This is a genomic window from Synechococcus sp. Cruz-7E5, assembly GCF_024345995.1.
GTDB lineage: Bacteria > Cyanobacteriota > Cyanobacteriia > PCC-6307 > Cyanobiaceae > Regnicoccus_A.
In genome coordinates, this window is sequence record NZ_JAGQCE010000009.1 from 83,501 (window position 1) to 108,219 (window position 24,719).

At 67.4% G+C, this 24,719-nt stretch carries 24 protein-coding genes and 1 pseudogene; 7 read left to right on the top strand and 18 right to left on the bottom strand.

The features are described 5' to 3' along the window. Positions 1-44 precede the first annotated feature (44 nt). From KBY77_RS11185 to KBY77_RS11200, 4 genes are all read right to left on the bottom strand, one after another. Entirely contained in the window at positions 45-1,379 is a 1,335-nt protein-coding gene (locus KBY77_RS11185) for an anthranilate synthase component I family protein (protein ID WP_255104354.1), read from the bottom strand. After that, a complete protein-coding gene (gene queC, locus KBY77_RS11190; RefSeq protein ID WP_255104419.1) occupies positions 1,376-2,044 on the bottom strand; it encodes a 7-cyano-7-deazaguanine synthase QueC in 669 nt (222 codons plus the stop codon). Before queC ends, KBY77_RS11185 begins: the two co-directional genes overlap by 4 nt. Before the next feature lie 78 nt (positions 2,045-2,122). Then, positions 2,123-4,129 (bottom strand): protein kinase domain-containing protein, encoded by a 2,007-nt coding sequence (locus KBY77_RS11195; protein WP_255104356.1) that lies wholly within the window; start codon positions 4,127-4,129, stop codon positions 2,123-2,125. After that, on the bottom strand, positions 4,129-5,154 hold the full coding sequence (locus KBY77_RS11200) for a cysteine synthase A (protein ID WP_255104359.1): 1,026 nt from the start codon (positions 5,152-5,154) through the stop codon (positions 4,129-4,131). The genes KBY77_RS11195 and KBY77_RS11200 overlap by 1 nt, the downstream gene beginning before the upstream one ends. A 101-nt stretch (positions 5,155-5,255) precedes the next feature. Here KBY77_RS11200 and egtB point away from each other — a divergent pair, with 101 nt between their 5' ends. The 5 genes from egtB to KBY77_RS11225 all read left to right on the top strand — a co-directional run bounded on the left by egtB (position 5,256) and on the right by KBY77_RS11225 (position 9,141). After that, the gene (gene egtB / locus KBY77_RS11205; RefSeq protein WP_255104361.1) at positions 5,256-6,479 is read left to right on the top strand and encodes an ergothioneine biosynthesis protein EgtB; all 1,224 of its coding nucleotides are present in this window, start codon (positions 5,256-5,258) and stop codon (positions 6,477-6,479) included. A 71-nt stretch (positions 6,480-6,550) separates the two neighbouring features. After that, the gene (gene egtD, locus KBY77_RS11210) at positions 6,551-7,525 is read left to right on the top strand and encodes an L-histidine N(alpha)-methyltransferase (RefSeq protein WP_255104420.1); all 975 of its coding nucleotides are present in this window, start codon (positions 6,551-6,553) and stop codon (positions 7,523-7,525) included. 21 nt (positions 7,526-7,546) lie between these two features. Further along, on the top strand, positions 7,547-7,771 hold the full coding sequence (locus KBY77_RS11215; RefSeq protein WP_094556192.1) for a hercynine metabolism small protein: 225 nt from the start codon (positions 7,547-7,549) through the stop codon (positions 7,769-7,771). A 19-nt stretch (positions 7,772-7,790) separates the two neighbouring features. Then, positions 7,791-8,324 (top strand): hercynine metabolism protein, encoded by a 534-nt coding sequence (locus tag KBY77_RS11220; RefSeq protein ID WP_255104363.1) that lies wholly within the window; start codon positions 7,791-7,793, stop codon positions 8,322-8,324. Positions 8,325-8,340: 16 nt separating this feature from the next. Further along, the gene (locus KBY77_RS11225) at positions 8,341-9,141 is read left to right on the top strand and encodes a YdcF family protein (protein WP_255104366.1); all 801 of its coding nucleotides are present in this window, start codon (positions 8,341-8,343) and stop codon (positions 9,139-9,141) included. 47 nt (positions 9,142-9,188) lie between these two features. On the opposite strand, the gene KBY77_RS11230 is transcribed toward KBY77_RS11225, so the two are convergent. The 7 genes from KBY77_RS11230 to KBY77_RS11260 all read right to left on the bottom strand — a co-directional run bounded on the left by KBY77_RS11230 (position 9,189) and on the right by KBY77_RS11260 (position 15,685). Then, positions 9,189-9,452 carry a hypothetical protein gene (locus tag KBY77_RS11230; protein ID WP_006172906.1) on the bottom strand — a complete coding sequence of 88 codons (264 nt, stop codon included), beginning with the start codon at positions 9,450-9,452 and terminating at the stop codon, positions 9,189-9,191. Positions 9,453-9,499: 47 nt separating this feature from the next. Then, entirely contained in the window at positions 9,500-11,020 is a 1,521-nt protein-coding gene (gene lysS / locus KBY77_RS11235) for a lysine--tRNA ligase (protein ID WP_255104368.1), read from the bottom strand. Between the two features lie 65 nt (positions 11,021-11,085). Next, positions 11,086-11,892 carry a response regulator transcription factor RpaB gene (rpaB, locus tag KBY77_RS11240; protein ID WP_255104371.1) on the bottom strand — a complete coding sequence of 269 codons (807 nt, stop codon included), beginning with the start codon at positions 11,890-11,892 and terminating at the stop codon, positions 11,086-11,088. Between the two features lie 130 nt (positions 11,893-12,022). After that, positions 12,023-13,348, bottom strand: coding sequence for a sugar ABC transporter substrate-binding protein (locus tag KBY77_RS11245; protein ID WP_255104373.1), 1,326 nt, complete (start codon positions 13,346-13,348; stop codon positions 12,023-12,025). A 4-nt stretch (positions 13,349-13,352) separates the two neighbouring features. After that, positions 13,353-13,865: a rod shape-determining protein MreD gene (gene mreD / locus KBY77_RS11250; protein WP_255104375.1), complete on the bottom strand. Its 513-nt coding sequence runs from the start codon at positions 13,863-13,865 to the stop codon at positions 13,353-13,355. 3 nt (positions 13,866-13,868) lie between these two features. Beyond that, positions 13,869-14,633 (bottom strand): rod shape-determining protein MreC, encoded by a 765-nt coding sequence (mreC, locus tag KBY77_RS11255; RefSeq protein ID WP_255104377.1) that lies wholly within the window; start codon positions 14,631-14,633, stop codon positions 13,869-13,871. A gap of 5 nt (positions 14,634-14,638) precedes the next feature. After that, positions 14,639-15,685 (bottom strand): rod shape-determining protein, encoded by a 1,047-nt coding sequence (locus tag KBY77_RS11260; protein WP_255104379.1) that lies wholly within the window; start codon positions 15,683-15,685, stop codon positions 14,639-14,641. Between the two features lie 170 nt (positions 15,686-15,855). Here KBY77_RS11260 and KBY77_RS11265 point away from each other — a divergent pair, with 170 nt between their 5' ends. After that, positions 15,856-16,272, top strand: coding sequence for a single-stranded DNA-binding protein (locus KBY77_RS11265; protein ID WP_255093704.1), 417 nt, complete (start codon positions 15,856-15,858; stop codon positions 16,270-16,272). Positions 16,273-16,335: 63 nt separating this feature from the next. On the opposite strand, the gene KBY77_RS11270 is transcribed toward KBY77_RS11265, so the two are convergent. Then, on the bottom strand, positions 16,336-16,992 hold the full coding sequence (locus KBY77_RS11270; RefSeq protein ID WP_255104381.1) for a DedA family protein: 657 nt from the start codon (positions 16,990-16,992) through the stop codon (positions 16,336-16,338). A 95-nt stretch (positions 16,993-17,087) separates the two neighbouring features. Further along, positions 17,088-18,548, bottom strand: a complete 1,461-nt coding sequence (gene ahcY / locus KBY77_RS11275; protein WP_255104383.1) for an adenosylhomocysteinase — start codon at positions 18,546-18,548, stop codon at positions 17,088-17,090. 104 nt (positions 18,549-18,652) lie between these two features. On the opposite strand from ahcY, the gene tsaE reads away from it, so the two are divergent. Then, a complete protein-coding gene (tsaE, locus tag KBY77_RS11280) occupies positions 18,653-19,126 on the top strand; it encodes a tRNA (adenosine(37)-N6)-threonylcarbamoyltransferase complex ATPase subunit type 1 TsaE (RefSeq protein ID WP_255104393.1) in 474 nt (157 codons plus the stop codon). On the opposite strand, the gene KBY77_RS11285 is transcribed toward tsaE, so the two are convergent. The 5 genes and pseudogenes from KBY77_RS11285 to KBY77_RS11305 form a co-directional block, all read right to left on the bottom strand. Further along, positions 19,108-20,823: a glycosyltransferase family 4 protein gene (locus KBY77_RS11285; RefSeq protein ID WP_255104395.1), complete on the bottom strand. Its 1,716-nt coding sequence runs from the start codon at positions 20,821-20,823 to the stop codon at positions 19,108-19,110. The genes tsaE and KBY77_RS11285 overlap by 19 nt on opposite strands. A 68-nt stretch (positions 20,824-20,891) precedes the next feature. Further along, a complete protein-coding gene (locus KBY77_RS11290) occupies positions 20,892-21,878 on the bottom strand; it encodes a carbohydrate kinase (protein WP_255104397.1) in 987 nt (328 codons plus the stop codon). Then, positions 21,878-22,375: pseudogene (gene mutT, locus KBY77_RS11295) on the bottom strand (8-oxo-dGTP diphosphatase MutT); the annotation flags it as partial. The gene KBY77_RS11290 and the pseudogene mutT, both read right to left, overlap by 1 nt. A gap of 23 nt (positions 22,376-22,398) precedes the next feature. Beyond that, positions 22,399-23,916 (bottom strand): glucosyltransferase domain-containing protein, encoded by a 1,518-nt coding sequence (locus KBY77_RS11300; RefSeq protein WP_255104399.1) that lies wholly within the window; start codon positions 23,914-23,916, stop codon positions 22,399-22,401. Between the two features lie 300 nt (positions 23,917-24,216). Next, on the bottom strand, positions 24,217-24,719 hold a 503-nt coding region (locus tag KBY77_RS11305), incomplete at its 5' end, for a sigma-70 domain-containing protein (RefSeq protein ID WP_315856483.1).

Here is a 24,719-nt window from a genome sequence, read left to right on the forward strand (position 1 = left end):
ACCCCACCGCCCCCCCTCGGGTCCATCGATCCAGGCGATCGCGTTCAGGCCAGGGCCTCCAGCAGGGGATCCAGTTTCCAGGCCAGTTCCTCGGCCTCGGCGGCAGGGCTGGAATCGGCCACGATGCCGCAGCCGGCATGGGCGCGCAGGCGCCGGCCCCTGAGCATCAGGCTGCGGATCAGGATGTTGCTGTCGAAGTGGCCATCAGCGTCGAGCAGGAACAGAGAACCGCAGTAAGGGCCCCGGGCCACGGGCTCCAGGGCGCCCAGGCGCTGGCAGGCGCGCACCTTCGGGGCGCCTGTGATCGACCCGCCCGGCCAGCAGGCTCGCAGCAGGTCCACCAGATCCGTCCCGGAGCGCAGCGATCCCTCCACCACCGAGGTGAGGTGGTGCACCTGCCGGTAACTCTCCAGCCCCAGCAGCTGCGGCACACCGATCGAGCCGCTGTGGCAGACCCTGCCGAGGTCGTTGCGCAGCAGATCCACGATCATCACGTTCTCGGCCCGGTCCTTGGCGCTGGTGATCAGGTCGGCGGCGGCGGTGGCATCGGCGGCGGCTTCGGGATGGCGGGGCCGGGTGCCCTTGATCGGGCGGGTCTGGACCCGGCCGTCGGCCTGCAGGCGCAGAAAGCGTTCAGGTGAAGCTGAGAGCACCGCCTCGCCAGTATCCCCGAGCGAGGCGATCGCCACCCCCCCGAAGGGGGCCGGGCAGTGACGCCTCAGCCGGCCGTAGAGCTCCAGGGGTGAAACCAGCTGCGGCAGCAGCAGCTCGCGGCAGGCGGTGAGATTGGCCTGGAACAGATCACCTGCGGCGATCAACTCCCGCAGGGCCGTCACCTGGCGTGCGAAGGCCTCCGGGGTGGTGTGCCAGTGCCAGTGGCCGGGCGGCAGAGCCAGGGAAGGCAGCGCTCCGGTCTCTCCTGACTCCAGTCCCTCGGGGCACGACTCGATCAAGGACAGCATCGCCCCCAGCCGCTCCTGGTCGTCTCCTTCCAGCCAGAGACGCCGCTCATGAAGATCGAAGCGCAGCAGCGGGTCGTAGCGAGCGGCCCAGAGGGTGGCCGTATCCGGAGAGCGCCAGTGGGCATCCGGCTCCACCCAGGCTCCCGCCTCATAACCAAGCCAACCCAGCCAGGACCCGCCCGCCCCAAGAACGCGGCGCAGCACGGCGAAGGGATCTGCGGCCCCGGCCTCAGCCGGCAGGCCCCGGCATTCCACTTGCTCCAGGGGAGCCAGGGCCAGGGTCGAGGAGCGTCCCAGGGCCGTGCCATCCCCGTCCAGCCAGACCAGTCCCTCGAGGCCCAGCTGCTGGGCCAGGCAGTTAACCAGGGGCCAGGGTTCCCGCCAGGGCAACGGGCGGATCAGACGCTCCCGGCTCATCCAGATCCGCGGCTGGCCAGCTCGGGATGCCCGGCATCCCTCAGGGCGGCATCGCGGATACGGCAGCTGTCACAACGGCCGCAGGGGGCGGCCCCGCCCGCGTAACAGCTCCAGGTTCGCTCGATCGGCAGCTGCAACCTCAGGGCCTCCTCAACGATCCGGGTCTTGCTCCAGCTCACCAGCGGAGCCCAGAGCTGGGCTCCCTCGCCCTCCCGGCCGGCCTTGCTCGCCAGGTCCGCCAGGATCTGAAACGCGGCGAGGTAGTCGGGACGGCAATCGGGATAGCCGGAATAATCCACCGCATTCACCCCCAGCACCAGCCGGGAGGCCCCCCGGGCCTCGGCCAGGCTCAGCCCCAGGGCGATGAACACGGTGTTCCGGCCCGGCACATAGGTGGGGGGAATCACTCCATCCACCACCCCTGAGGCAGGTAGGGCGATGCCGGGGTCGGTGAGGGCCGAGCCGCCCCAGGCGGCCAGGTTCACGGCGATGGTGTGGTGCTCGATCAAGCCGAGTTCTGCCGCAAGGAAGGCGGCAGCCTCCAGTTCCTGGCGATGGCGCTGTCCGTAATCGAAGGAGAGGCCGATCAGCCGATAGCCCGCCTCGATCGCCAGAGCCGCGGCCGTGGCTGAATCAAGGCCGCCAGAGAGCAGGGCTACGGCCAGTGGTGCCGGGGCGGATGGCCGGTGGGTGGCGCCGATCAACGCTGCGCGGAAACTGGAGCGTCCATTGTGAGGCTCCGCTCAGCGGGGCTGGGGCGAGGCGTTCTCCGGCGGCGAAGGTGCCTCGGGCTGGGCAGGTCGCTGTTCTGAATCCGGCGTATCCGGATCTGTGGGCTGAAGGCGCGCTGGTCCCCCCTCCTGGCCCTCCGGCTCCGGGCGCTCACCAGTTTCCGGCGGGCTCGGCGCCTGCGGGGGAGGATCGGCCCGCAGCGACAGGGTGATGTAGGCAGGGGCCACTCCTTCGTTGCTGATCAGCAGCTGGGCCTGATCGCCGGGCACCGCCCCCAGGCTCACCACCCTGAGGGGTCCCTTGGGCTCGAGCACATTGCCCTGGGCGTCGAAGACGCTCATCTGCATCAACGGGGAGCCATTGACCCCAAGCACCAGCTGGTGGCCCCTGGGGATGCGGATCGGGAACACCCGAGCCCCGTTGGCCTCCAGTTCCGCCGACTGCACCCGGGCCTGACCGGGAGGGGCGAGGATCGGCTCGACCCGCAGGCTTTCGAGGGTCTGCTGGGCGGCGGCATACCAGAGCTGGCGGAAGGGCTCGGGTGGGATGTCCATGCTGGAGCGGCCAGGCAGCAGGGACTGTGCATTGCCCGAAACCAGCTGCCGCAGCACCGGGGCGCTGAGGCCCTGGGCGGCGAGCCGCCGCTGCTGACCCTCCCAGTCGGAGGCGCTGAAGCTGCCGAGCTTGCGGCGCACGGCGATCGGCAACTGCTCCACCCGGGCCAACCACTCCTCCGCCAGTTCATTCCAGACCTTGCGCAGGGGGGCATCCTGCAGCGCATCGCTGGGCAGGCGCCCTCCCCGCTCAGGGAACTGGGCCATCAGGTTGGCGTCCACCAGGTTGAGGAACCAGCCGCGGTCCACCTGCAGGGCCCGCAGACGGTTGAGCAGCTCCTGGCGTTGATCCACTTCACCGGGCGGCAGGCTGGCCGTGAGGGGGCGCTGGGGGGCTTCCCTGACCTCCTCGCTGGGGGCCTTGCCGCGGCCGAGCAGCCACCAGCCCAGGCTGATGCCCACCACAGCTGAGATCACCAGGGCCAGCACCATCGGCCAGAGACGGCCTTCCACAGCCTCGTCCTTGACCTGCTGGCGGCTGCGCAGCACGGCGGCAGGCGGCGGGGGAGCCGGGGCGGGCGGCTCGGCCACCTCCACTGACGGCACGGATGGAGGCACCAGCACGACGGTGCGATCGGCCCGGGCCACGGGGCCAAGACTCTCGGGCATCGGCAGCTGCTGAAAGGCCTCCAGTGCCTCGGACGCAGTAGCGAAGCGCTGATCGGGATCGGAGCTCAGCAAACGCTCCAGCTGCTCCCTCAGGGCCGGATCGAGCTGGTCGGCGGCCGGCCAGCTCCAGGCGAGGGAGGTGGGATCGAGCAGGGACGCCGGCTCCTCACCGGTGAGCAGCACCAGCGCCACCACACCCAGGGCGTGAAGATCCATCCAGGGCTGCACGGGTTCGCCCCGGCCCAGCTCCGCCGGCGCGTAGCCGGGCGTCGCCCCGCTGGCGGGAGCCTCGATCGACCCGTCGCGCACCAGGCCGAAATCGAGCAGCACCGGCAGGCCGTCGCGGTCGCGGCGCAGCAGATTGGCCGGACTGAGATCACCATGCACCAGGTCCTGGCCATGGAGGGCCGCCAGGACCGGCAGCAGCTGCCGCACCAGCAGCAGCACCTCCCCCGCACCAAAGACCAGTTGCCGCTCGCGCCGCGCCTCCAGGAGCTCCCTGTAGGTGGGTCCCCCCTGCCACTCACGCACCAACCAGAGCTCCTCCCCCCGGGAGATGGCCTCACCGATGCGGGGGATCTGGGGATGGAGCACCCCCTGGAGGCGACTCCATAGCTGGCGCCAGTGCTGCTGGTCCTGCTCGGGGCCGAGTTGGCGCAAGGCCATCAGCGCCCCGCCGGCCAGCTGATCGCTGGCGCGCCAGAGCACCCCCTGGGAACTGCGGCTGAGCTCCGCCTCCAGGCGGTAGCGATCCGCGATCAGCAGACCTGGCCCGGCGGCGGGAGCGGCATCCATCAGGCCGGAACCCGCTGGCGGCGGGGCTGGCTCAGTCCGCGCGAGGCAAGCCAGTCGGCGTCGTAAAGACGGGAGCGGTAGCGATCGCCGCTGTCGCAGAGCACGGTGACGATCGTGTGGCCGGGCCCGAGCCGGCGGGCCGTTTCCACCGCCGCCGCCACATTGATCCCCACCGAACCACCCATGAACAGCCCTTCGCGCCAGAGCAACTGATAAATGGTGTCGAGGGCGCTCTGGTCGTCGATGCGCACCGCATCGTCGATCGGGGCACCCTCGAGGTTGGCGGTCACGCGGCTGTTGCCGATGCCCTCGGTGATCGAGCTGCCCTCGGCCTGCAGCCCCGAGCCGGTGGCCCAGGAATGGAGGGCGCTGCCATGGGGATCGGCCAGCACGCAGCGCACCCGCTCGGAGCGCTCCTTGAGGAACAGGGCCACGCCGGCGTAAGTGCCGCCGGTGCCGGTGGCCGATACCCAGGCGTCGATGCGGCCGCCGGTCTGCTCCCAGATCTCCGGACCGGTGCTGGCGTAATGGGCGCGGCGGTTGGCCAGGTTGTCGAACTGATTGGCCCAGATGGCCCCAGGCGTTTCCGCGGCGATGCGGCCCGAGAGCTTCACATAGTTGTTGGGATCGCGGTAAGGCACCGCCGGCACCGTGCGCACCTCGGCACCGAGGCTGCGGAGCAGACCGATCTTCTCCGCCGACTGGGTGTCAGGAATGACGATCAGGCTGCGGTAACCACGGGCATTGCAGATGTGGGTGAGGCCGATGCCGGTGTTGCCGGCCGTGCCCTCCACCACGGTGCCGCCCGGTTGCAGAGCTCCGGACTCTTCGGCTTCCAGCAGGATGCCGAGGGCCGCGCGGTCTTTCACGGAGCCACCCGGGTTCATGAACTCCGCCTTGCCGAGGATCTCGCAGCCGGTCAGGTCGCTGAGCAGGCCCAGGCGAATCAGGGGGGTGTGGCCGACGGCTTCGACGAAACCTCGGCTGATGCCTGCCTGGGTGCAGGATCCCTGGCGGATGCCCATGGCAGCGGTTTTGTCGCAACGGTTGGCTGTGGCCGATCGTAAGGGGGTCAGCCGCGCCCGCCGATCCCCACTAGGCTCCCCCCCAGCTTGTCCCCCATGCCATGGCTTCCGCGGCACCAAGCGCGGCCCTGCTGGAGCGGCTGGGGGCGATACGCCGCCGCAGCGAGGAGCTGGTGGCCGATCTGGAGCCGGAAGACCTCTGCCTGCAGGGCATGGCTGACGCCAGCCCGCCCAAATGGCATCTCGGCCACACCACCTGGTTCTTCGAGACTTTCCTGCTCCAGCCCCACCTGCCGGGCCACGGAACAGCCGACAGCCGCTGGGGCTACTTGTTCAACTCCTACTACGACACGATCGGCGAACGTCACCCCCGCCCCCAGCGGGGGCTGCTCTCCCGTCCACCGATGCGGGAGGTGATGGCCTGGCGGCGACGGGTGGACGCAGGGCTGGAGAAGCTGCTGGATCAGCTTGTCCGTCAACCTCATACCGCGGCGGAGCCGGTGCTGGCACTGCTGGAGCTGGGGCTGCAGCACGAGCAGCAGCACCAGGAGCTGCTGCTGATGGATCTGCTCGATGGCTTCAGCCGCAACCCCCTGGAGCCCGCCTACCGCCAGGCCGCCGCCCCCCCTGGCGATGTGACGGAGCCACTGCAATGGATCGAGCATCCGGGCGGCCTGGTGGAGATCGGCGCCGATCCTGAGGGCGGCTTCCACTTCGATAACGAAGCGCCACGGCACCGCCACTGGCTGGAGCCCCATGCGATCGCCAGCCGGCTGGTGCGCAATGGGGAATTTGCGGCCTTCATCGAAGCTGGTGGATACCGCCGACCCGAGCTCTGGATGAGCGAAGGCTGGGCTCTGGTGCAGGCGCGGAACTGGCGGGCACCCCGCTACTGGCGCGGCTCTGAACGCGATGGCTGGGGCTGGGAGTTCAGCCTGGAGGGGAGGCGGCCCCTGCGTCCGGAGGCGCCGGTGCGGCATCTGAGCTGGTTCGAGGCCGACGCCTACGCCCGCTGGGCCTGTGCCCGCCTGCCAACGGAAGCCGAATGGGAAACCGCCGCCCGCGCCGCCCACCCCGCCATGGGGGAGCAGGAGAGTCAGGTGTGGCAGTGGACCGCCAGCGCCTACCGTCCCTACCCGGGCTTCGCGCCGGCAGCCGGCGCGGTCGGTGAATACAACGGCAAATTCATGAGTTCCCAGATGGTGCTGCGCGGCGGCAGCGATTTCACCCCGCCCGGCCACAGCCGCCTCACCTACCGCAACTTCTTCCCGCCTGCCAGCCGCTGGATGGCCAGCGGTCTGCGCCTGGCCCAGGATCGGCGATGAGCAGGCGGTCCGGCCTCAGCTCCCGGCCGGTCACACCGGCCCCCCCGCAGCCGCCGGAGCCTGCCATCACCATGCTCGATCTGCATCCAGCCCCGGCCGACATGGCCAGGCTGGTGATCGAGGGGCTGAACCGCACACCCAAGCAACTGCCGGCCTGGTTCCTCTACGACAACGAGGGCTCCCGCCTGTTCGATGCCATCTGCGAACAACCGGAGTACGGCCTCACCCGCACCGAAACCGCCCTGCTCAACCGCCATGCCCCCGCCATCGCCGCGGCCCTGGGCGAGGGGGTACTGGTGGAGTTCGGCGCCGGCAGCGCCCGCAAGGTGTCGCCGCTGCTGGAGGCCCTGGCCCCGCCGGCCTACGTGGCCCTCGACATCAGCGCCGAGCATCTGCAGCAGGCCTGCCGCAACCTGCAGCAGCGCCATCCCGGAATCCCGGTACTTGGCATCTGCTGCGACTACAGCCTGCTCAAGCAGCTGCCGGAGCAGCCCCTGCTGGCGGGGCAACGGCGGCTCGGCTTCTACCCCGGCAGCTCCCTGGGCAACTTCGATCATGACGAAGCCGTGACCCTGCTGGCCCAGTTCGCCCGCCTGCTGGGGAGTGATGGGCGCCTGCTGATCGGCATCGACCAGCCACGCTCGGTTGCGGCGCTGGAAGCCGCCTACAACGACCGGGCCGGCCACTCCGCCGCCTTCGCCCGCAACCTGCTGGTGCGGCTCAACCGGGAGTTGGCAGGCAGCTTCGATCCCGCCAGCTTCCGCTATGAGGCCCACTGGCAGTCGCAGGACTCGCGCATCGCCATGGCCCTGGTGAGCTCGCGGGACCAGCAGGTGAGCCTCGCTGGAGCCAGCTGGCAGTTCACAGCCGGCGAATCCCTGATCACCGAGTACAGCCACAAGTACAGCCCGGAGGCCTTCACCGCCCTGGCAGCGGCGGCGGGCTGGCACTCCCTGGAGCGCTGGAGCGCCGACGACGGCAGCTTCAGCCTGCACCTGCTGCAACCGGCGACAGTGGGAGCCGCACCAGGCAGACTCAGCACCTGATCAGCAGCGAGAAGGCCGGCGATGAGCAGGGACGACCAGCGGCGGGCGATGCGCGAAACCCGTGAAGACTTGATCGAACAACTGGAGCAGCTCTACCGCGAAGCTTTCGACCGCATCGGTGGTCAGGACCTCGGCGAAGGGGCGATCGCCCGTCTCACCCAGCTGCTGCTGCGCTCCCGCGAAGCGGCGATCACGCCCCTGGAAGAAGAGATCGAAGCCCCCCTGATCACCCGAGCCCCGGAGTGAACTCGTCCGTGACACGCCCATGAGCAGCAGCTGGTTCGAGCAGCTGGAGTCGCAGCTGGAGCAGCAGCTGGAGGCCTTCCTGGGAAACCATCCAGGCCAGCAGGAGCTGCTGGAACTGGAGGAGCTGCAGGAGCGCCAACGGCGCCTGCGCCAGCGGCGCCTGCAGATCCAGGCCCAGGCCGAGCAGCTGCGTCAGGCCCTGCTGCAGATCGCCAGCGAGATCACCCAGTGGCAGGAGCGGGTCCAGCGGGCCCGCGTCGCCGGTGCCCAGGAGCTGGCGGGACGGGCCGAAGCCCATCAGGGTCAGCTGATGGGCCAGGGGCGCGACCGCTGGCAGCAGCTGGGGGAACTGGGCAAGGAGTTCGCCCGGGTGGAGCAGGAATTGCAGGAACTGGAGCAACGGCCGCGCCCCGGATCAGGCAGACCCGCCAGCCGGCCCGCCGCCGCTGCAGCCCCACCGGCCGAGGCCGACCTGGAGCAGGCCTGGGCTGACTTCGAATCACGCCAGGAGCTGGAGGAGCTGCGCCGCCGCTCCAGGCCCTCCGGCCCCTGAGCAGGAGATCCGTCGCTTGGGCTTTCTGTTCTCGAAACTGCTGCCGCAACTGCTCTATCCCCTGAGCCTGGGCCTGCTGCTCGCTCTGGCTGGACTGCTGGTGGGGCCGCGCCGCCGCTGGAGCGGCCCCCTTGGGGGCCTTGGCATGGCTCTGCTCTGGATCAGCGCCATGCCGCTCACAGCCAGGGAACTGGTCTGGGGGCTGGAGGCCCGCAGCGCGGCCCTGACCCCCTCGCCCCTGCCCAGGGGTGACGCCATCGTGGTCCTGGGCGGGGGCCTGCGGGCGGCGTTGCCCCCCAGGAGCGGAGTGGAAGTGAATGAGGCAGGCGACCGGCTGCTGAGCGGGATCCGGCTGCTGCGGGAGGAGCGGGCGCCCTTGCTGCTGCTGAGCGGAGGCCGGGTGAGCTTCAGCGGTGGGGACCCAGCGCCTGCGGAAGCCATCAGCGCCCGCAACCTGGCGCTGGAACTGGGGGTCCCCGCTGATCGCCTTCTGCTCAGTGATCAGGCCAGGACCACCGCCGAGGAGGCGAGGGATCTGCGCCGGATCGGCAAAGCCCGCGACTGGTCGATGGTTCTGCTGGTGACCAGTGCCCTGCACATGCCCAGAGCCCTGGCCAGCTTCCGCCGCCAGAGCGGGCTCCAGGTTGTGCCGGTGGCCTGCGACTACCTGCTGCCGGCCCGTGATCAGCTCGGCACACCCACCGCCGGATCGGTGTTGCTGTCACTCTGGCCAGACGCCGGATCCCTGCTGCTGAGCAGCCTGGCCATCAAGGAACATCTGGGCCTGCTCGTGTACCGCCTCAAGGGCTGGAGTTGAACAGCTGAGGTGAAGGCAAGGCAAGGGGATGGAACGGGCGGACAGACCTACTTCTTGGGAGCAGGGGGCTCCAGGCTCACCCCCTCAGGGGGGGGCGTGGGATCCGGATCGGCGATCAGCATGTGCTGCAGAACGATCTCGGGGCGTTCACTGTCGCGCCAGCGGATGCGATAGGCCGGCATCTTGGTGCCACGGCTGGTGGTCTGCTCAACAGGCTCCATCACCCAGCCCCGGCGGGAGCGGCCCTGGGGATTGCGCTTGACCACCGCATCCGCGTGTTTGAAGCGGAAACCGACGCGCTCACCGCTCATGGGCTAAGTAATAGTCAAGTTAGGCTCCATTATCTCATTGCGCCGGATCAGCCCACCGGCGGCGGGGCTTCCGGCCGCAGCAGGGGGAAAGCGATCACGTCGCGGATGCTCGGGCTGTCGGTGAGCAGCATCGCCAGCCGGTCGATGCCGATGCCAAGCCCGCCGGTGGGGGGCATGCCCACTTCAAGCGCATGGAGAAAGTCTTCGTCGACTCCATGGGCCTCGAGATCACCGGCAATGCGGCGCTCCTGCTGGGCCTCCAGGCGCCGGCGCTGGTCGAGCGGATCGATCAGCTCACTGAAGGCGTTGGCGGTTTCCCGGCCCACGATGAACAACTCGAAGCGCTCCACCAGCCCAGGCTTGCTGCGGTGGGCACGGGCCAGGGGGGAGATCTCCACCGGGTAGTCGGTCACGAAGATGGGCTGAATCAGGGACTCCTCCACTCGTTGCTCAAAGGCTTCGTTGAGCAGACGACCGATGCTGTCGGCCGCCTCAGGCACCTCCAGGCCCGCAGCGGCCATTGCTTCAGCGGCCTGCTCGCGGCTGCTGAAGCCGTTGAAATCCAGGCCCGTGGCCTGCTCCACCAGCTCATGCATGGTGGCCCGCCGCCAGGGGGGGGTCAGATCAATGGTTGTGCCCTGATAACCGATCACCGTGGTGCCGCACACCTGCTGGCAGACCGAGGCGATCAGCTCCTCAGTGAGCGCCATCATGTCGGTGTAATCGGTGTAGGCCTGATAGATCTCGACCGTGGTGAATTCAGGGTTGTGGCGCGTGCTCACCCCTTCGTTACGGAAGATTCGGCCCAGTTCGTAGACCCGCTCGAAGCCGCCCACCACCAGCCGCTTGAGGTGCAGTTCGGTGGCGATCCGCAGCACCAGCGGCAGATCGAGGGTGTTGTGGTGGGTGGTGAAGGGCCGGGCTTCGGCGCCGCCAGCCTCGGCATTGAGGACCGGCGTTTCGATCTCCAGGAACTGGCGCTCATCCAGCCAGCGGCGGATGCCGCTCACCAGCAGGGCCCGGCGCCGGAAGGTCTCGCGGGTCTGGGGGGAGACCACCAGATCGAGGTAGCGCTGGCGGTAGCGCTTTTCCACGTCCGCCAGGCCGTGCCACTTGTCGGGGAGGGGCTGCAGGGCCTTGCTGAGCATCTGCCAGTCGGTCACCTTCACCGAGAGCTCGCCGCGGTCGGTGCGGCGCAGGCTTCCGCTCACGCCGATCCAGTCGCCGCTGTCCACCAGGGTGGTGAGCTGGGCAAAGGCCTCGGGCTGATCCGGCAGGGCAGCCGCCAGGGTGGCCTTCTCGATGAAGAGCTGGATAGGGCCGGTCTCATCGAGCAGGGTGAAGAAGGCCAGCTTGCCCATCACCCGGCGGGTCATCACCCGTCCAGCCACCGAAACCCTCACGTCGCGCTCCTGGCCGTTGGCCAGATCGGCATGCAGACGCTGCAGCTCGGCGTGGCGATGGCTGGGATCGAAGCGCAGGCCGTAGGGAGCCCGGCCCAGGCCCCTGAGGACCTCAGCCTTCTCCAGGCGGGCCTGCTCCAGGCGGTTGAAGCGCGTCTCCGGCAAGGCGGCAGAACTCAGACAGGAGCCCCATCCTGAAGGACCGAGGAGCTCAGAAAGGGCCGAGGGCCTCAGGCGGTGGCCGCAACGGCCGGCTCGGCCATCCGCTGGGAGGCATAGCCGGTGCCTCGCACCGTCAGGATCAGCTCGGGATTGCGCGGATCGGGCTCGAGCTTGCCGCGCAGACGGGCCACGTAGACATCGACCACGCGCAGGTCTGCGGCACGGCGGGGAGGATAGCCCCATAGCTGCTCGAGGATCTCGGCCCGTGGCACCACCCGGCCTGGGTCGCGGAAGAGCAGCTCCAGCAGGCTGAATTCGGTGTAGGTGAGACCGATGCGCTCACCATCCCGGGTGACCTGGCGGCGGTTGGTGTCGACCACCAGATCGCCCACGCGCATGACTCCCTGTCCGGCAGGCACGTCGCGCGGCTCGGCGGCGGCTGAGCCCCGGCCCACCCGCCGCAGGATGGTGGCGATGCGGGCTTCGAGCTCCTTGGGACTGAACGGCTTGGGCAGGTAGTCGTCGGCACCGAGATCCAGGCCAGCCACCCGCTCGGCGATGGCATCAAGAGCCGAGAGAAAAATGATCGGCACGCAGGATTCGGCCCGCAATCTGCGGCAGACGGCGAATCCATCCAGCTTGGGCAGCATCACATCGAGCACCACCAGATCGGGCTGCTCGTCATGGAACAGGGCCAGGGCCTGCTCACCGTCTTCGGCGCAGACCACCCTGTAGCCGGCCAGCTGAAGGCGCATCACCAGAACACGGCGCACGGTGGCTTCGTCGTCGACCACCAGCACGGTGGCGCGGGGTTCTGATGAAGACTCCTGGGAAGATTCACCCTGCTGCAGCCGGGGATCCGCTTCCAGGGGCATCGGAGTCCAGTCATGAAGAAAAGCAACCTTACCTTGAGAGGCAGTTGCAAAGAGGCGAGCTCCCAGTCTCTCCGAGGGGACTCAGCCAAGACTTAATGATTTATTCCACAAGTCAGGGGGCAGTGCCCGGTCAGGGCCAGCGGGCCTCGGCGTAGACGTTCCACTCGCGTTCCGCTTCCGCCAGCGCCTGATCGCTCTCGATCTGGCCGAGCATCGCCTTCTGCAGCTGGCGGTAGAGAATCGCCTGCAGCCGCTTCACCCCTGGGGTAGCCGGCACCAGCACCCGCGCCCGGCCGAGGGTCTCCACCGACTGCAGCCGGGCTTGCCGCACCAGCTGCTCCTTGGCATCTGCGGGCGTCTGCTGGCGCAATCCCTGCTCGATGCGCTCAAGGGCCTGCCGCGCCGAAGGCAGCACCCGTGCTTCCTCAGCGAAACGGGCCTGGTTGGCGGCATTGGTGAGGTACAGGGCAAAACTGAGCGCCTGCTTGGCTCTGGTGCTCTGGCGCGAGACGGCCAGATTCATCACCGCCACATTCGCCAATCCGTCGGGGCCAGTCAGCGGCGGCCCAGGCCGGGTGACGGCGGCAATGCCGGGGGCATTGGTCTGAATGCTGCGCAGGAACTCGGCGCCGCTGGAGAGCAGGGCCAGCTCACCGCTCTGGTAGAGCTCCACGGCCCTGCGGTAGCCCTGGCTCACCACTTCCCGCGGCAGCAGGCCCCGCCGGTAGAGGTCGCTCCAGAAGGCGAAGGCCCGGCGGCCCGCCGGGGTGTTGAAGGCGGCCCGCTGGCGCTGATCCTGGAGAGTCACCCCCATCTGCACCATCGACTCCAGCAACTCCGCCGAGTCGTCGGGCACCACCGTGACGAACAGGGCGTACATGCCGGTGCGGCGCCTGACCGCCTCCGCGAAGGCAGGCACGTCCTCCCAGCGGCTGGGGGGCTGGCTGTAGCCCGCCCGGTTCAGCAGATCCCTGTTGCTCAGGGAGATCCGCGCGGTGAGATACCAGGGGATGGCGAACTGCCTGCCTTCCTGGCGGCTGGCCTGCCAGATCAGAGGCAGATAACTGGCGGCGGCATCCGGAGGCAGGAGCGGATCCAGATCCATCAGCCCTCCCTTGCTGGCAAGGTTGGCTGCGAACAGCGGGTTGAGATTCACCACATCCGGCGCCGTGCGCGCGAACACCGCAGCCAGCAGCTTGCGCTCCACCGACCCCCAGGGCACATCGGTCCAGCGCACCTTGAGGCCCGGATTCTCCTGCTCCCAGGCGGCGATCACACCACGCAGGTAGTCGTTGAACTTGGGGGCCAGATCAAGGGTCCAGAACTGAAGCTCCGGTTCGCTGGAGCGACGGATCCCGCAGCCGGCCAGCAGCGCGATCAGGGCACTCGCCATCAGCTCCCGCCGGCTCCAGCGGTGTGCTGGGTTGAAGAGCCGATCCAGCATCGGTTTCGTCATCCCATCACCCCCGTGCGCTGGCACTGTGCCGTCGCCACAGCAGCAGCAGCAACGAACAGATCATCGGTGCCAGCAGGGCCGTGACCAACACCTGGGCCAGCAGGGTGTGCAGGCTCGCCGCCGTGAGCAGTGCCGCCCAGCCGCCGCCCCCCTGACGCTGCAGCAGCACACTCACCCCCAGCACTGCGCTGCCGAGCATGGCCAGCAGGCCCAGGCTGAAGCTGCGCTCGATCGGCGGGCCCCGACGCGGCAGCCGGCCCCACCACCAGCCCAGCAGGGCCAGGGCTGGCATCTGGGTGGCTCCACCGAGGTGGAGGCAGTCGAGCAGCATGCCCAGGGCCAGCCCCGCCAGGGCACCGGAGAGCGGTCCATCCGCCAGCGACCAGGGCAGCAGCCAAAGCACAGCCCAGCTGGGGGGAACCCCGCCGATCCGCAGGACGCCGGGCGCCGCCAGGGTGAGCAAGGGCACCACCAGGGCACTGACCACAAACAGGGGGCGGTGATGCAGGCTGGCCATGGTTCAGGGTCCCGCCGGGGCCGCCTCCCGGCGGGTGAGCACCTGCACCCAGTCGACCGAGGCCACCGGGGCACTCAGCTGCACCACCGCCAGCGTGGCCGGCACCGCCTTGTCATCCACCGACTGAATCACCCCCACGCTCAGGCCAGGCGGCACCAGCGTGCTGGCAGGGGAGGTCACCACCACATCACCCGGGCGCACCTGGGGATCCTTCTCGAGAAAGCGCAGCACAGGCCTGCTGCTGCCGACCCCGGTGAGCAGGCCATGGCGCTGGGTGCGCGCCACCCACACACCCACCTTGCTGGCGGTGTCGGTGAGCAGGGCCACCCGAGCCGTGGTGGGGGTGACGCTCTCCACCCGCCCGATCAGGCCGCCGGGGCCAATCACCGAATCCCCCGCCCGGATGCCCTGCAGCCCACCGACCCCCAGCACCAACTGATGCCACCAGTCACCGGGTTCACGGGAGATCACCGGCGCGGTGACCTTGCCGGGATCGGCCCGCTGCAGATCGAGCAGGCTGCGCAGGCGGCGGTTGTCGAGCTCCAGCTGGCTGAGCCTGGTCTGCTGATCCAGCTGCTGGGCCGCCTGCAACCACTCCTTCTGGGCGCTGCCGGGCCAGAAGGGGCGGCTGAGCAGGGCGTAGGCATCGCTGAGCAGGGCACCCTTGCTGAGGCGGACTGCCACCAGGGCGAACGCCACCAGGGCCCAGGGCCAGGCTCCGACCACCGGCCTCAGCCAGGGGACGCGGGAGAGGCGTCCGAACGGCACCGGACTCAGCTGGAGAGACGGGTGAAGTCAGGGGTGTCGAGCACCCGCTCCAGGCGCTTGTAATCCTCCAGCACCTGGCCGCAGCCGTTGACCACACAGAGCAGTGGATCCTGAGCCACATGGGTGAGGATGCCGGTCTCGTGGCTGATCAGCTCGCTGATGCCCCGCACCAGGGCGCCACCGCCCGCAAGCATGATGCCGCGATCGACGATGTCGGCAGCCAGCTCGGGCGGGGTGCGCTCCAGGGTCCGTTTCACCGCTTCGACGATCACGTTGAGCGGTTCGGCCATCGCCTCGCGGATGTCACCGGCACGCACGTTGATCGTGCGGGGCAGGCCGGAGAGCAGGTGCAGGCCGCGCACATCCATCGAGGATTCGTCGTGAGCGTCGTCGGGGAAGGCGGAGCCGATCCTGATCTTGATCTCCTCAGCGGTGCGCTCGCCCACCACCAGGTTGTGCACCTTCTTGAGGTACACCGTGATGGCATCGCTGATCTCATCGCCCGCCACCCGCACCGACTCACTGAGGACGGTGCCGCCGAGGCTGAGCACGGCCACTTCAGTGGTGCCACCGCCGATGTCGACGATCATGGTGCCAACGGGTTCGGTGACCGGCAGACCGGCGCCGATGGCGGCCGCCACCGGCTCATCGATCAGATGCACCTCGCGGGCACCGGCCAGACCGGCCTCCCGCACCGCCCGGCGCTCCACGCCGGTGACGCCGCTGGGAATGCCGATCACCAGCCGTGGAGCCACGATGCCGCGGCCTTCGTTGCCCTTCTGGATGAAGGACTTGATCATCATCTCGGCGGCGTCGAAGTCGGCGATCACCCCATCGCGCAATGGTCGTACGGCGCGGATGTTGCCGGGAGTGCGGCCCAGCATCAGCTTGGCCTCATCCCCCACCGCCAGGGGCACGCCCCTCTCCAGATCAAGCGCCACCACCGACGGTTCCTGCAGCACGATCCCCTTACCGGACACGTACATCAAGGTGTTGGCCGTTCCCAGATCGATGCCGATGTCACGGGATAGCTGGAAACGACGAAAAAACACTGGTGAGCAGTCAAGCGGGGCGAATCATAGGTGGGCCCCTTTGAAACCCCCTCGGCTGGACCCGGGGTGGGACATCCGGGCCAAAGGGTGGAACCAGCAGAGAGAAGCGCTGCAGGACGTGGCGCATCATGGGTCCAAGTGACCCCATCCCCCCTTTTCTGGAGATCCCCATGGGTGTGAATTCCGTGACCCTTGTCGGCCGTGCCGGCCGCGATCCCGAAGTGCGCTACTTCGAATCAGGCAGCGTGGTGGCCAACCTCACGCTGGCCGTGAACCGCCGCAGCCGCGACGACGAACCCGACTGGTTCAACCTCGAGATCTGGGGCAAGCAGGCCCAGGTGGCTGCCGACTACGTCCGCAAGGGTTCGCTGCTGGGCATCATCGGCTCCTTCAAGCTCGACCGCTGGACGGACCGCGCCACCGGCGAGGAGCGCAGCAAGCCCGTGGTGCGGGTCGACCGGCTTGAGCTGCTGGGCTCCAAGCGGGACGCCGAGCAGGGAGCTTACGGGGAGGGTGGCAGCGACGGAGGTTTCGGCGGCGGTGCCTATGGCGGCGGCGAACCCAGCAGCGAGGAGGTGCCCTTCTGAAACTGATCCAGAAGGTCTGCTGCACCGGCTTCGGTTCAGGAGCCTTGGTTCAGCGGACTCGCGTCAGGAGATTTTCTGACGCTTTTTCCAGGTCCTCAGCGCCAGCCAGGCCCCGAAGGCCAGCACCACCAGCACCAGCAGCACCTTGATCACCTGGGCCACGGGCTCCAGCCAGATCTCCACATTGGTGTAGCCCTTCCCGAGCGCCATTCCCGCCACGGTCAGCATCAGGGTCCAGATCAGGCTGCCGGCCGTGGTCCAGAGCAGGAAGGGGACGAGCGGCATCATCTCGATGCCGGCGGGCACGGAGATCAGCGTGCGGATGCCAGGCACCAGCCGGCCCCAGAACACCAGGGCCGTGCCGTGGCGGTTGAACCAGTTGCGGCTGCGGTGCAGTTCCTGAGGGCTGATGCCGATCCAGCGGCCATGGCGCTCAAGCCAGTGCTCGATGCGCTCCTCATTGACCAGACGACCGACGCCGTACCAGGGCAGGGCGCCCAGCACCGTGCCAGCCAGCCCCGCCAGCACAACAGGCACAAGGGCCAGCTGCCCCTGCTGCACATAAAAGCCCCCCAGAGGCATGATCAGCTCGGAGGGGATGGGGGGGAAGAGATTCTCCAGAAACATGGCCCCGAAGATGGCCCCGTATCCGGCAATCGGATTGGCAGCCACGGCCGCACCGATCAACTCCGGCAGCCTCTGGATCAGTTCGATCTCCATCGGGGGTCATCGGTGTTACCCGCAAGTCTTCCATGGGGTGGCGACCTGCCCAGGCTGCTGAGGCGTTCCCAGCAGCCTCTGTCCCAGGGACTGACTCAGTAGCGGTAGTGGTCCGACTTGTAAGGCCCTTCGACAGGCACGTTGATGTAATCGGCCTGCTCGGGGGTGAGCTCGGTGAGCCTGGCGCCGATCTTGTCGAGGTGGAGGCGGGCCACCATCTCATCGAGGTGCTTGGGCAACACGTAGACCTCCTTGCCGTACTGGTCGCCCTTGCTGAACAGCTCGATCTGAGCCAGCACCTGGTTGGTGAAGGAGTTGCTCATCACGAAGCTGGGGTGACCAGTGGCGCAGCCCAGGTTCACCAGACGGCCTTCCGCCAGCAGGATGATCTTGTTGCCGCTGGGCAACAGCACATGATCCACCTGGGGCTTGATGTTGTCCCAGGGGTACTGCTTGAGCGACGCCACATCGATTTCGTTGTCGAAGTGGCCGATGTTGCAGACGATCGCCTGATCCTTCATCTGGATCAGATGGTCGTGGGTGATCACGCGGAAGTTGCCCGTGGCGGTCACGAAGATGTCCACATCGCGCACTACTTCGTCGAGGCGAACGACCCGGTAGCCCTCCATGGCCGCCTGCAGGGCGCAGATCGGATCCACTTCAGCGATCATCACGCTTGCACCCAGGCCCCGCAGCGACTGGGCCGAACCCTTGCCCACATCGCCGTAGCCCATGACCAGGGCCACCTTGCCGGCCACCATCACATCAGTGGCACGCTTGATCGAATCCACCAGCGATTCACGGCAGCCGTAGAGGTTGTCGAACTTGCTCTTGGTGACCGAGTCGTTCACGTTGATGGCCGGGAACGGCAGTTCACCGCTCTTCTGCATCTGGTAAAGACGGGCGACCCCGGTGGTGGTCTCCTCGGTGACGCCCTGGATCTGGGCGTGGATGCGCGAATAGAAGCCGGGCTGAGCCGCCAGGCGCTGGCGGATGGAGTTGAAAAGAGCGATCTCCTCGTCACTGCCGGGGTGATCGAGCACGGAGGGATCCTGCTCCGCCCTGGTGCCCAGCACCACCAGGCCGGTGGCATCGCCACCGTCGTCGAGGATCATGTTGGGGGTGCCGCCGTCGGCCCACTCCATGATCCGGTGGGTGAAGGCCCAGTATTCGTCCAGGGTTTCACCCTTGTAGGCGAACACTGGAATGCCGGCCGCAGCAATCGCCGCCGCAGCGTGGTCCTGGGTGGAGAAGATGTTGCAGGAGGCCCAGCGCACTTCGGCGCCGAGGGCCACCAGGGTTTCGATCAGAACAGCCGTCTGGATCGTCATGTGCAGGCTGCCGGCGATGCGGGCGCCTTTGAGCGGCTGCTGGCTGCCGTACGTCTGACGCAGGGCCATCAGGCCTGGCATCTCGGTTTCGGCAATCGCCATCTCCTTGCGGCCGAACTCCGCCAGGCCGAGATCAGCGATCACATAGGACGCAGTGACCTGCAGGCCCGACAGGGAATTGCTGAGCGTGGAGTCGGCCACGGCCGCGGGGGGGGAAACCACCATGGGTTGAAGACACTCCCTCAAAGGGAGGACGATGGGTTGAAATATCTGCAGAGACGCCGAGGCTTCGGGCTCGCTGGAGTTGAATCTACAGGCGGTGCGAGGGCATGGGCGAGGTCAACGGCTGCAGGCAGGGCTGGCAACAGCACCTGAGCGACGCCGCGGCGACCCGTCAGTTGGGAAGTGAACTGGCAGCCTTGCTGCTGGGCGAAGGTCCCCGGCTGCTGTTGCTGCAGGGAGATCTAGGCGCCGGCAAGACCTGCCTGGTGCAGGGCCTGGCCCAGGGGCTGGGGATTACTGAGCCCATCACCAGCCCCACCTTCGCTCTCGCCCAGCACTACAGGGGTCAGCACGCCGGCCGCGGCACCGACCTTGTGCACCTTGACCTCTACCGGCTGGAGCAGCCGGAGGCGGCCGAAGAGCTGTTCGCCCAGGAGGAGGAGGAGGCCCTGGAGCTTGGGGCGGTGCTGGCGGTGGAATGGCCCGAGCGGTTGCGCTTCACGCCCGGTCCGGCCTGGCAGGTGCAACTGCTGATCGATGCTGACGGTCGCCGGGCCGTGGTTCAGGCTCCAGGCGGTTGAACAATCGATGCTGGGCCTGAAGAGGATTCCAGCCAATCCAGCAACCCAAGTTTGGCCAGCCAGACAATGGTCAGGATGATGAATTCTGCCCGGGCAGGGGGGAATGCCTGGATGAGCTTCGCTGCCATTAAACCCGGCTCGGCAGCCACCAGCTCCAGCACCCTCTGGGCTTCGTTTGCTGTGCCATGAAGGCGGCCGAAGACCCGATCGAGATCGACTTGTCTGACTCGATCGAAACCGGCTCTGGTCTGCCCCGAGCGAAGCGTAAGCCGGGTACTCGGATTGAGGACCTGGGTCGAAAATCCTGTGAAGTCAGCGAATGGCTCTCCTCTGAGAGGGCTGACCAGAGTTCTTGGGCGAACCGACGAATCCGAGAATGCCGATTGACGGCGAGCAGCCAGGTCCTCAAATAGCTCGTTGTACTGATTGACAACCACAGGCCAGGAGAAGCAATCCCTTGCTCGCCTTGCCGCCGAGGCACCCATCGCCGATCGCTTCTCAGGAGAGGTGATCAGCACCCGCAACGCTTCCGCAGCCCGGCCCACGTGAACGGCTGTGTGCTGAGCCACAGATCCAACATATGTCTGATAAGTCTCAAGACCAAGGGCATGCAGATCAGCCATTGCCCGCCCGAGTCTTGAGCCAGGGGCTCCAAGGGTGGGAATCAGGAATCCATCCAGGCCCTGTCGGACGGTGGAACGATAGCCATCCCAATCACTGACTACAACAGGCAGCCCTGCGGCCATGGCCTCCACAGGCGTCAAACCGAACGTTTCCTGGATATTATCAACCAACGAAAGGAAGATATCGGCAGCAGCCCAACAGTCCGAAAGCAGATCCTTGTTGTTGCCGTCCCAAAAGATGACATTCACATCTGGAGCGTAGATCTCCGCCGCCTGAAGGTAGCGCTTCTGATCAGCATCTCCACCCGGAAACCATCCGCAGAGGCCAAAATGAACCCTCTGGCCAGACATCCTCGCTGCTTCCTGTACAGCCTGAAACATGGCCTGGGGGAAGGCCTTCTCATAGAACGACAACCGTCCCACCCAGATCACAAGAGTCTCACCCTCTCCAATGGCATGCCGGCTTCTCAAACGAAGTCGACTCTCAGCACTTGAGGCTGATTGAGAGATTGCCTCAACATCAACAGCCAGAGGGATGATCGGTAACTGGGGGCGTGGAGAGCGGCGTGCGCCCAGTCGCTCAACAAGATGGTCATTGCAGCGGTCGAACATCTGCGCCATGGCCTGCTGCACACACGGCGAGGTGCAGATCAAGGCGTCCCACTCCGCAACTGGCGCAATCAACGCGGCCCCGATCGACTCGCGAATCGCGGGCGGTGCAATTGTGTGGATCAGCCCCACAAGACTGTAGGCACCCTCTGAGGCGGACGTTCTTCGCAACCACGCCAGCTCGGAAAGATAGGGCTGACCTCTCAGCAGAACGCCACAGCGGGCCGGAATGTCCGTGGACAACAAGGAGCCTCCACTGATCGCGCAATCGGACTCAGCGTTAGGGTCAAGGCCCTGCATCAGCTGCTCGTCAGCCAAACCAAGCTGGTTCAGCACATGTATTCGCTGATAACCGCCATACCTGACAAGGGCACGGTATAGCTGGGCATTGGCAATATCTTTGCCGAACGGATTGTCAGGGCGGGACAGATGTCCTGGTGGATGAAAGATCGAGAGCTCGCTCAACGACACGCTTCAAAGTCCTCCCTTGCCGCCGCCATCTTGAACCATGAATCAGCCTTCTCACAGCGTTATCAGGCGTACTCCAGAAACGCCAGCACCTGAGCCTGGGTGGGCTGGGGATCGATCGCCCCGGCGCCCTGGCAGACCAGGGAGCCGCAGGCGCTGGCAAAGCGCATGGCTTCCAGCACCCGTTCCTTGCTGCCGCAGGCCAGCAGCTCCGGCTCCTGGCAGAGACGGTGCAGCAGCCCAGCAAGGAAGGCGTCGCCTGCCCCGGTGGTGTCCACCACCGGCACCCTGAAGGCCTCCAGGCGGCCGGTATGGCCGCCCAGCCACCAGCTCAGAGGACCTGGACCATCGGTGATCAGCACGGCCGGGCCCTGGGGCAGGGAGTCGCTGATCTGCTGGGGGTCGCGGCTGCCGGCGATCCAGTCGGCCTCCTCGGCGGACACCTTGAGCAAGGCCGCACAGGCCAGCAGGGGTCGGATACGGGCCAGAGCCTGCTCAGGCGCGCCGGGCCAGAAGGTGGGACGCCAGTTCACGTCGAGGGCCAGGGGGATCCCGGCCGCCGCGGCGCGCTCCTGAGCCAGGTGCAGGGAAGCGGCTGAGGCTTCGGAGGCCAGCGGAATCGTGCCCACCAGCAACCAGCGGGCAGCGGCGATCAGCTCCTCCAGGGGTGCCGTCAGGGCCGTAGCTTCCACCGCCTGATCCGCGAACCCGTCGCCCCGCTCACCGGCAAAACCACCGAAGCTGCGATCTCCCGCGCTGTCGCGCCGCACCAGCACCGTGCGACTGGGACGAACTGGATCCCACTGCAGGGCGCTGGTGTCCACACCCCGGGAGCTGAAGAGTTCGCGAAAAGCGGCGCCGATCGCATCATCGCCGAGGCGCCCCAACAGGGCCGAGCCCGTACCCAGCCTGGCCAGGGCGCAGGCCACATTGGCGGGAGCGCCGCCGAGGCAGTCCTCGACGGGTTGATCCGTGGCCGGGTCACCGCCCGGGGGACCGAGACGATCCACAAGCGCTTCGCCGAAACACAGCACCTGGGGCAGGGTGGTCATCAGGCGCATGGCAGCTCCCGCCCACCATGGCCGGGATTGTCCAGTCCTCCAAGCCAGGCGTGCAGAGCGGCAATGATGCGGGTATTGGCGGCCGGAAAGGGGTGCTCGCTGAGGGCATTGGGCTCCACCCAGCGGACCTGCTGACTGGCCAGCGGCTGCGGCACACCTGCCAACCACTGGCAGAGATGCACGCGAAAGCGAAGGCGCTTGTGGCTGTAGCTGTGCTCCAGGACGATCAGCTCCTCGCCCACCTCCACCTCAATCGCCAGTTCCTCGCGCAGCTCGCGGCGAATCGTGACCTCGATCGGCTCGCCAGGCTCCTGCTTGCCGCCGGGGAACTCCCAAAGCCCCCCTAACAGACCTTCCTCCAGCCGCTGATCAATCAGCACCCGGCCGGCGCCATCGAGGACCAGCCCCACACCGATCACCTGAATCGGCAGGGGCTGACTGGCGTCCTTCACGGGGTAGGCGGCAGGGTCGCCGGCAGCGTAGGCAGCCAGCAATCGCGTCACTCAAGACCTCAGAGCATGCGCACAAGAACGGTCCCGTCCTGCACCTGCAGGCTGTACTCGGCGCTGCAGGCTGTGGTCTGCGAAGGAACGCAGGGCCCGGCAGGGAACGCTCCCGGCTCCAGCTGGCTGCGCTCGAGTGCCAGGCCATGGAACTGGAGCTGCTTGCGTCCCCAGCTCCAGTCGTCGTTGATCAGCCGGGGCACGAGGCGGTCCAGCAGAGGGAACTTGGTCTGGCTGTTGCGCAGCGTCGGGGATTGCGGCATGCCACCTTCGAAGCGGACCGCCGTGAGCCTGGCCTCCGGGAGCTGCACCTGCAGCCGGGAGATCCCGTCGATGAGCCGCGAAACTCTCCCCTGCTCATAGATCGCCTGGGCCGCAGTGGCATGGCCGTAGGCATAGGCCACCACCACCAGCAACCAGGCCAGGGCAGCCACCGCAGCCCGGGGGATCAGCCTCCAGCCGAGCTGGGCTGTCCCTGCCACGATCTGCAGGGCCAGCGCCGAGAGCAGCGGGCCAATAAACAGCAGCAGGCGCGGCACCCGGGCCAGAGGATCCTCCAGGCCCAGCAGGGCACCGGGTGACACCAGGGCGATCAGTGCCACGCCCCCCAGGACCAGAGCCGTGCAGGCCGACCTCTCCAGGCGGCCACGGCGGCCCATCGGCGGACGCCCGACAGCGATCCAGACCACGACGGCATAGGCCAGCGGCAGCAGGAGCCAGGGGACGCTGATCGGCCAGCGGCTCCAGTCATCGAATAGGACCCGCCAGAACTCCAGAGCATGGCGCAGGAGCTGGGCGGGCAGGGCCGCGTCGAGGGGGAGCGCCCGGCCCTGTTCGGTGGCGTACGACGTGCGCTCCTGCAACACCAGCCGCATCAGCATCAGGTAGCTGGCCAGCGCCAGGCCATAGGTGACCCAGACACGCACCAGCCTGTGCCGGAGGGAGGGACGGGCCAGCACCGGCGCTGCCAGGCCCAGGGATTCCCCCACCACCAACATCAGAGCAAAGGGCAGGAAGCCACTGGTGGCTGGCTGGTAGAGGCAGAGGGAGGCCAGCAACAGAGCCGCGCTCACAAGCAGCCCCTGCCTCGTGACCACCCGGTGGAGCACCACTGCAGCCACAACGGCCAGTCCCAGGGCTATGGCCATAAAGAAGGAATCGAAGCCGTAGGACAGGTTTTCCAGCGCATAGGGCTGCCCCAGCAGCGGCAGGGTGGCCAGGGCGCTCCAGAGAGGTGAGCGCAGCCCATAGGCGCGCGCAGCCACCGCAGCCGTGAGAGCCAGCACCCCGACAGCCAGAAGCTGGTGCAGCGGTGCCACGGCCACCGCCGGAGCCCCCAGGTTCACCAGGGCGAAAAGGCCATCGGCCAGAGGACGACCCACTTCGGTCCAGCGGAACTCCCCGTCCATCGAGCGGCCGTAGTCGTCGATGTAGCGGTGAACGAAGAGAAGGATCGGCAGCACCAGCAGCAGTCCAGCTGCCAGACTGGCCTTGAACTGGCGAATGAGCCCTGACCCAGGCTCCAAGAACGGGACCTGCGGAGGGTCCTCACCAAGACCATCTGAGCCAGGGTGGTGCAACATCCACGATCGCGCGGAAGCTGCGATCGTATCAATTCAGCTCAAATTGATTGGAGACGGCGACTGATCTTCGGCATTCAATTCCGATGTATCAGGAAAAAATGCGACATTAAAGTGGAGCAATTCAGGAGGAGAAAACTCGTTGCTTGGCGGCAAGAAGGCGGCCGGAAGCCAACCCTATCCCCTCCTTTCTTATTACATCTGAATCATTGCTGCATCTGAACAATTGCTATATTGGAGCCATTATTAGACCTGAATCATTGCCGCATCGCTGTACTCCTTGACCTGATCACTGAGGCGACGCAGCGACGCCAGGCCGTCGCGCTCGAGGTTACGGACGCGATCGCGGCTCATGCCCAGGATGCGGCCGATGCCCGTGAGGCTCATGGGCTCCTCCACATCGATCCCGAACCGCATGGTCAGCACGCTCCGCTGCAGCTCCGGCAGTTGCTCCAGCAGCGCCCGCATATCGCCCCGCAGACACTCGCTGTCCACGCTCTCCTCAGGCAGCTCTCCATCTCCCTGCAGCAGATCCAGCAGTTCCGTGTCATCCCCGTCGCCCACCTTCGTCTCCAGGCTCACCGGCTGGCGCGCCCGGCAGAGCAGATCCTTCACCTCCTCCTCCGGCAGCTCCACCGCCACCGCCAGTTCACTCAGCGTGGGCGTGCGGCCCAGCTCCTGGCTCAGTTCCCGCTGGCCCTTCTTCAGCTTGTTCAGCGTTTCGGTGATGTGGATCGGCAGCCGGATCG

Bases quoted from the DNA above. Each gene is read 5' to 3' on its own strand.
- rpaB (WP_255104371.1), bottom strand. From the start codon at position 11,892: ATGCCCCTGGAAGCGGATCCCCGGCTGCAGCAGGGTGAATCTTCCCAG.
- KBY77_RS11265 (WP_255093704.1), top strand. From the start codon at position 15,856: ATGGGTGTGAATTCCGTGACCCTTGTCGGCCGTGCCGGCCGCGATCCC.
- KBY77_RS11195 (WP_255104356.1), bottom strand. From the start codon at position 4,129: ATGGATGCCGCTCCCGCCGCCGGGCCAGGTCTGCTGATCGCGGATCGC.
- egtD (WP_255104420.1), top strand. From the start codon at position 6,551: ATGCTCGATCTGCATCCAGCCCCGGCCGACATGGCCAGGCTGGTGATC.
- KBY77_RS11200 (WP_255104359.1), bottom strand. From the start codon at position 5,154: ATGGGCATCCGCCAGGGATCCTGCACCCAGGCAGGCATCAGCCGAGGT.
- tsaE (WP_255104393.1), top strand. From the start codon at position 18,653: ATGGGCGAGGTCAACGGCTGCAGGCAGGGCTGGCAACAGCACCTGAGC.
- egtB (WP_255104361.1), top strand. From the start codon at position 5,256: ATGGCTTCCGCGGCACCAAGCGCGGCCCTGCTGGAGCGGCTGGGGGCG.
- KBY77_RS11215 (WP_094556192.1), top strand. From the start codon at position 7,547: ATGAGCAGGGACGACCAGCGGCGGGCGATGCGCGAAACCCGTGAAGAC.
- ahcY (WP_255104383.1), bottom strand. From the start codon at position 18,548: ATGGTGGTTTCCCCCCCCGCGGCCGTGGCCGACTCCACGCTCAGCAAT.
- KBY77_RS11290 (WP_255104397.1), bottom strand. From the start codon at position 21,878: ATGACCACCCTGCCCCAGGTGCTGTGTTTCGGCGAAGCGCTTGTGGAT.
- KBY77_RS11230 (WP_006172906.1), bottom strand. From the start codon at position 9,452: ATGAGCGGTGAGCGCGTCGGTTTCCGCTTCAAACACGCGGATGCGGTG.
- mreD (WP_255104375.1), bottom strand. From the start codon at position 13,865: ATGGCCAGCCTGCATCACCGCCCCCTGTTTGTGGTCAGTGCCCTGGTG.
- KBY77_RS11245 (WP_255104373.1), bottom strand. From the start codon at position 13,348: ATGACGAAACCGATGCTGGATCGGCTCTTCAACCCAGCACACCGCTGG.
- KBY77_RS11270 (WP_255104381.1), bottom strand. From the start codon at position 16,992: ATGGAGATCGAACTGATCCAGAGGCTGCCGGAGTTGATCGGTGCGGCC.
- KBY77_RS11220 (WP_255104363.1), top strand. From the start codon at position 7,791: ATGAGCAGCAGCTGGTTCGAGCAGCTGGAGTCGCAGCTGGAGCAGCAG.
- KBY77_RS11185 (WP_255104354.1), bottom strand. From the start codon at position 1,379: ATGAGCCGGGAGCGTCTGATCCGCCCGTTGCCCTGGCGGGAACCCTGG.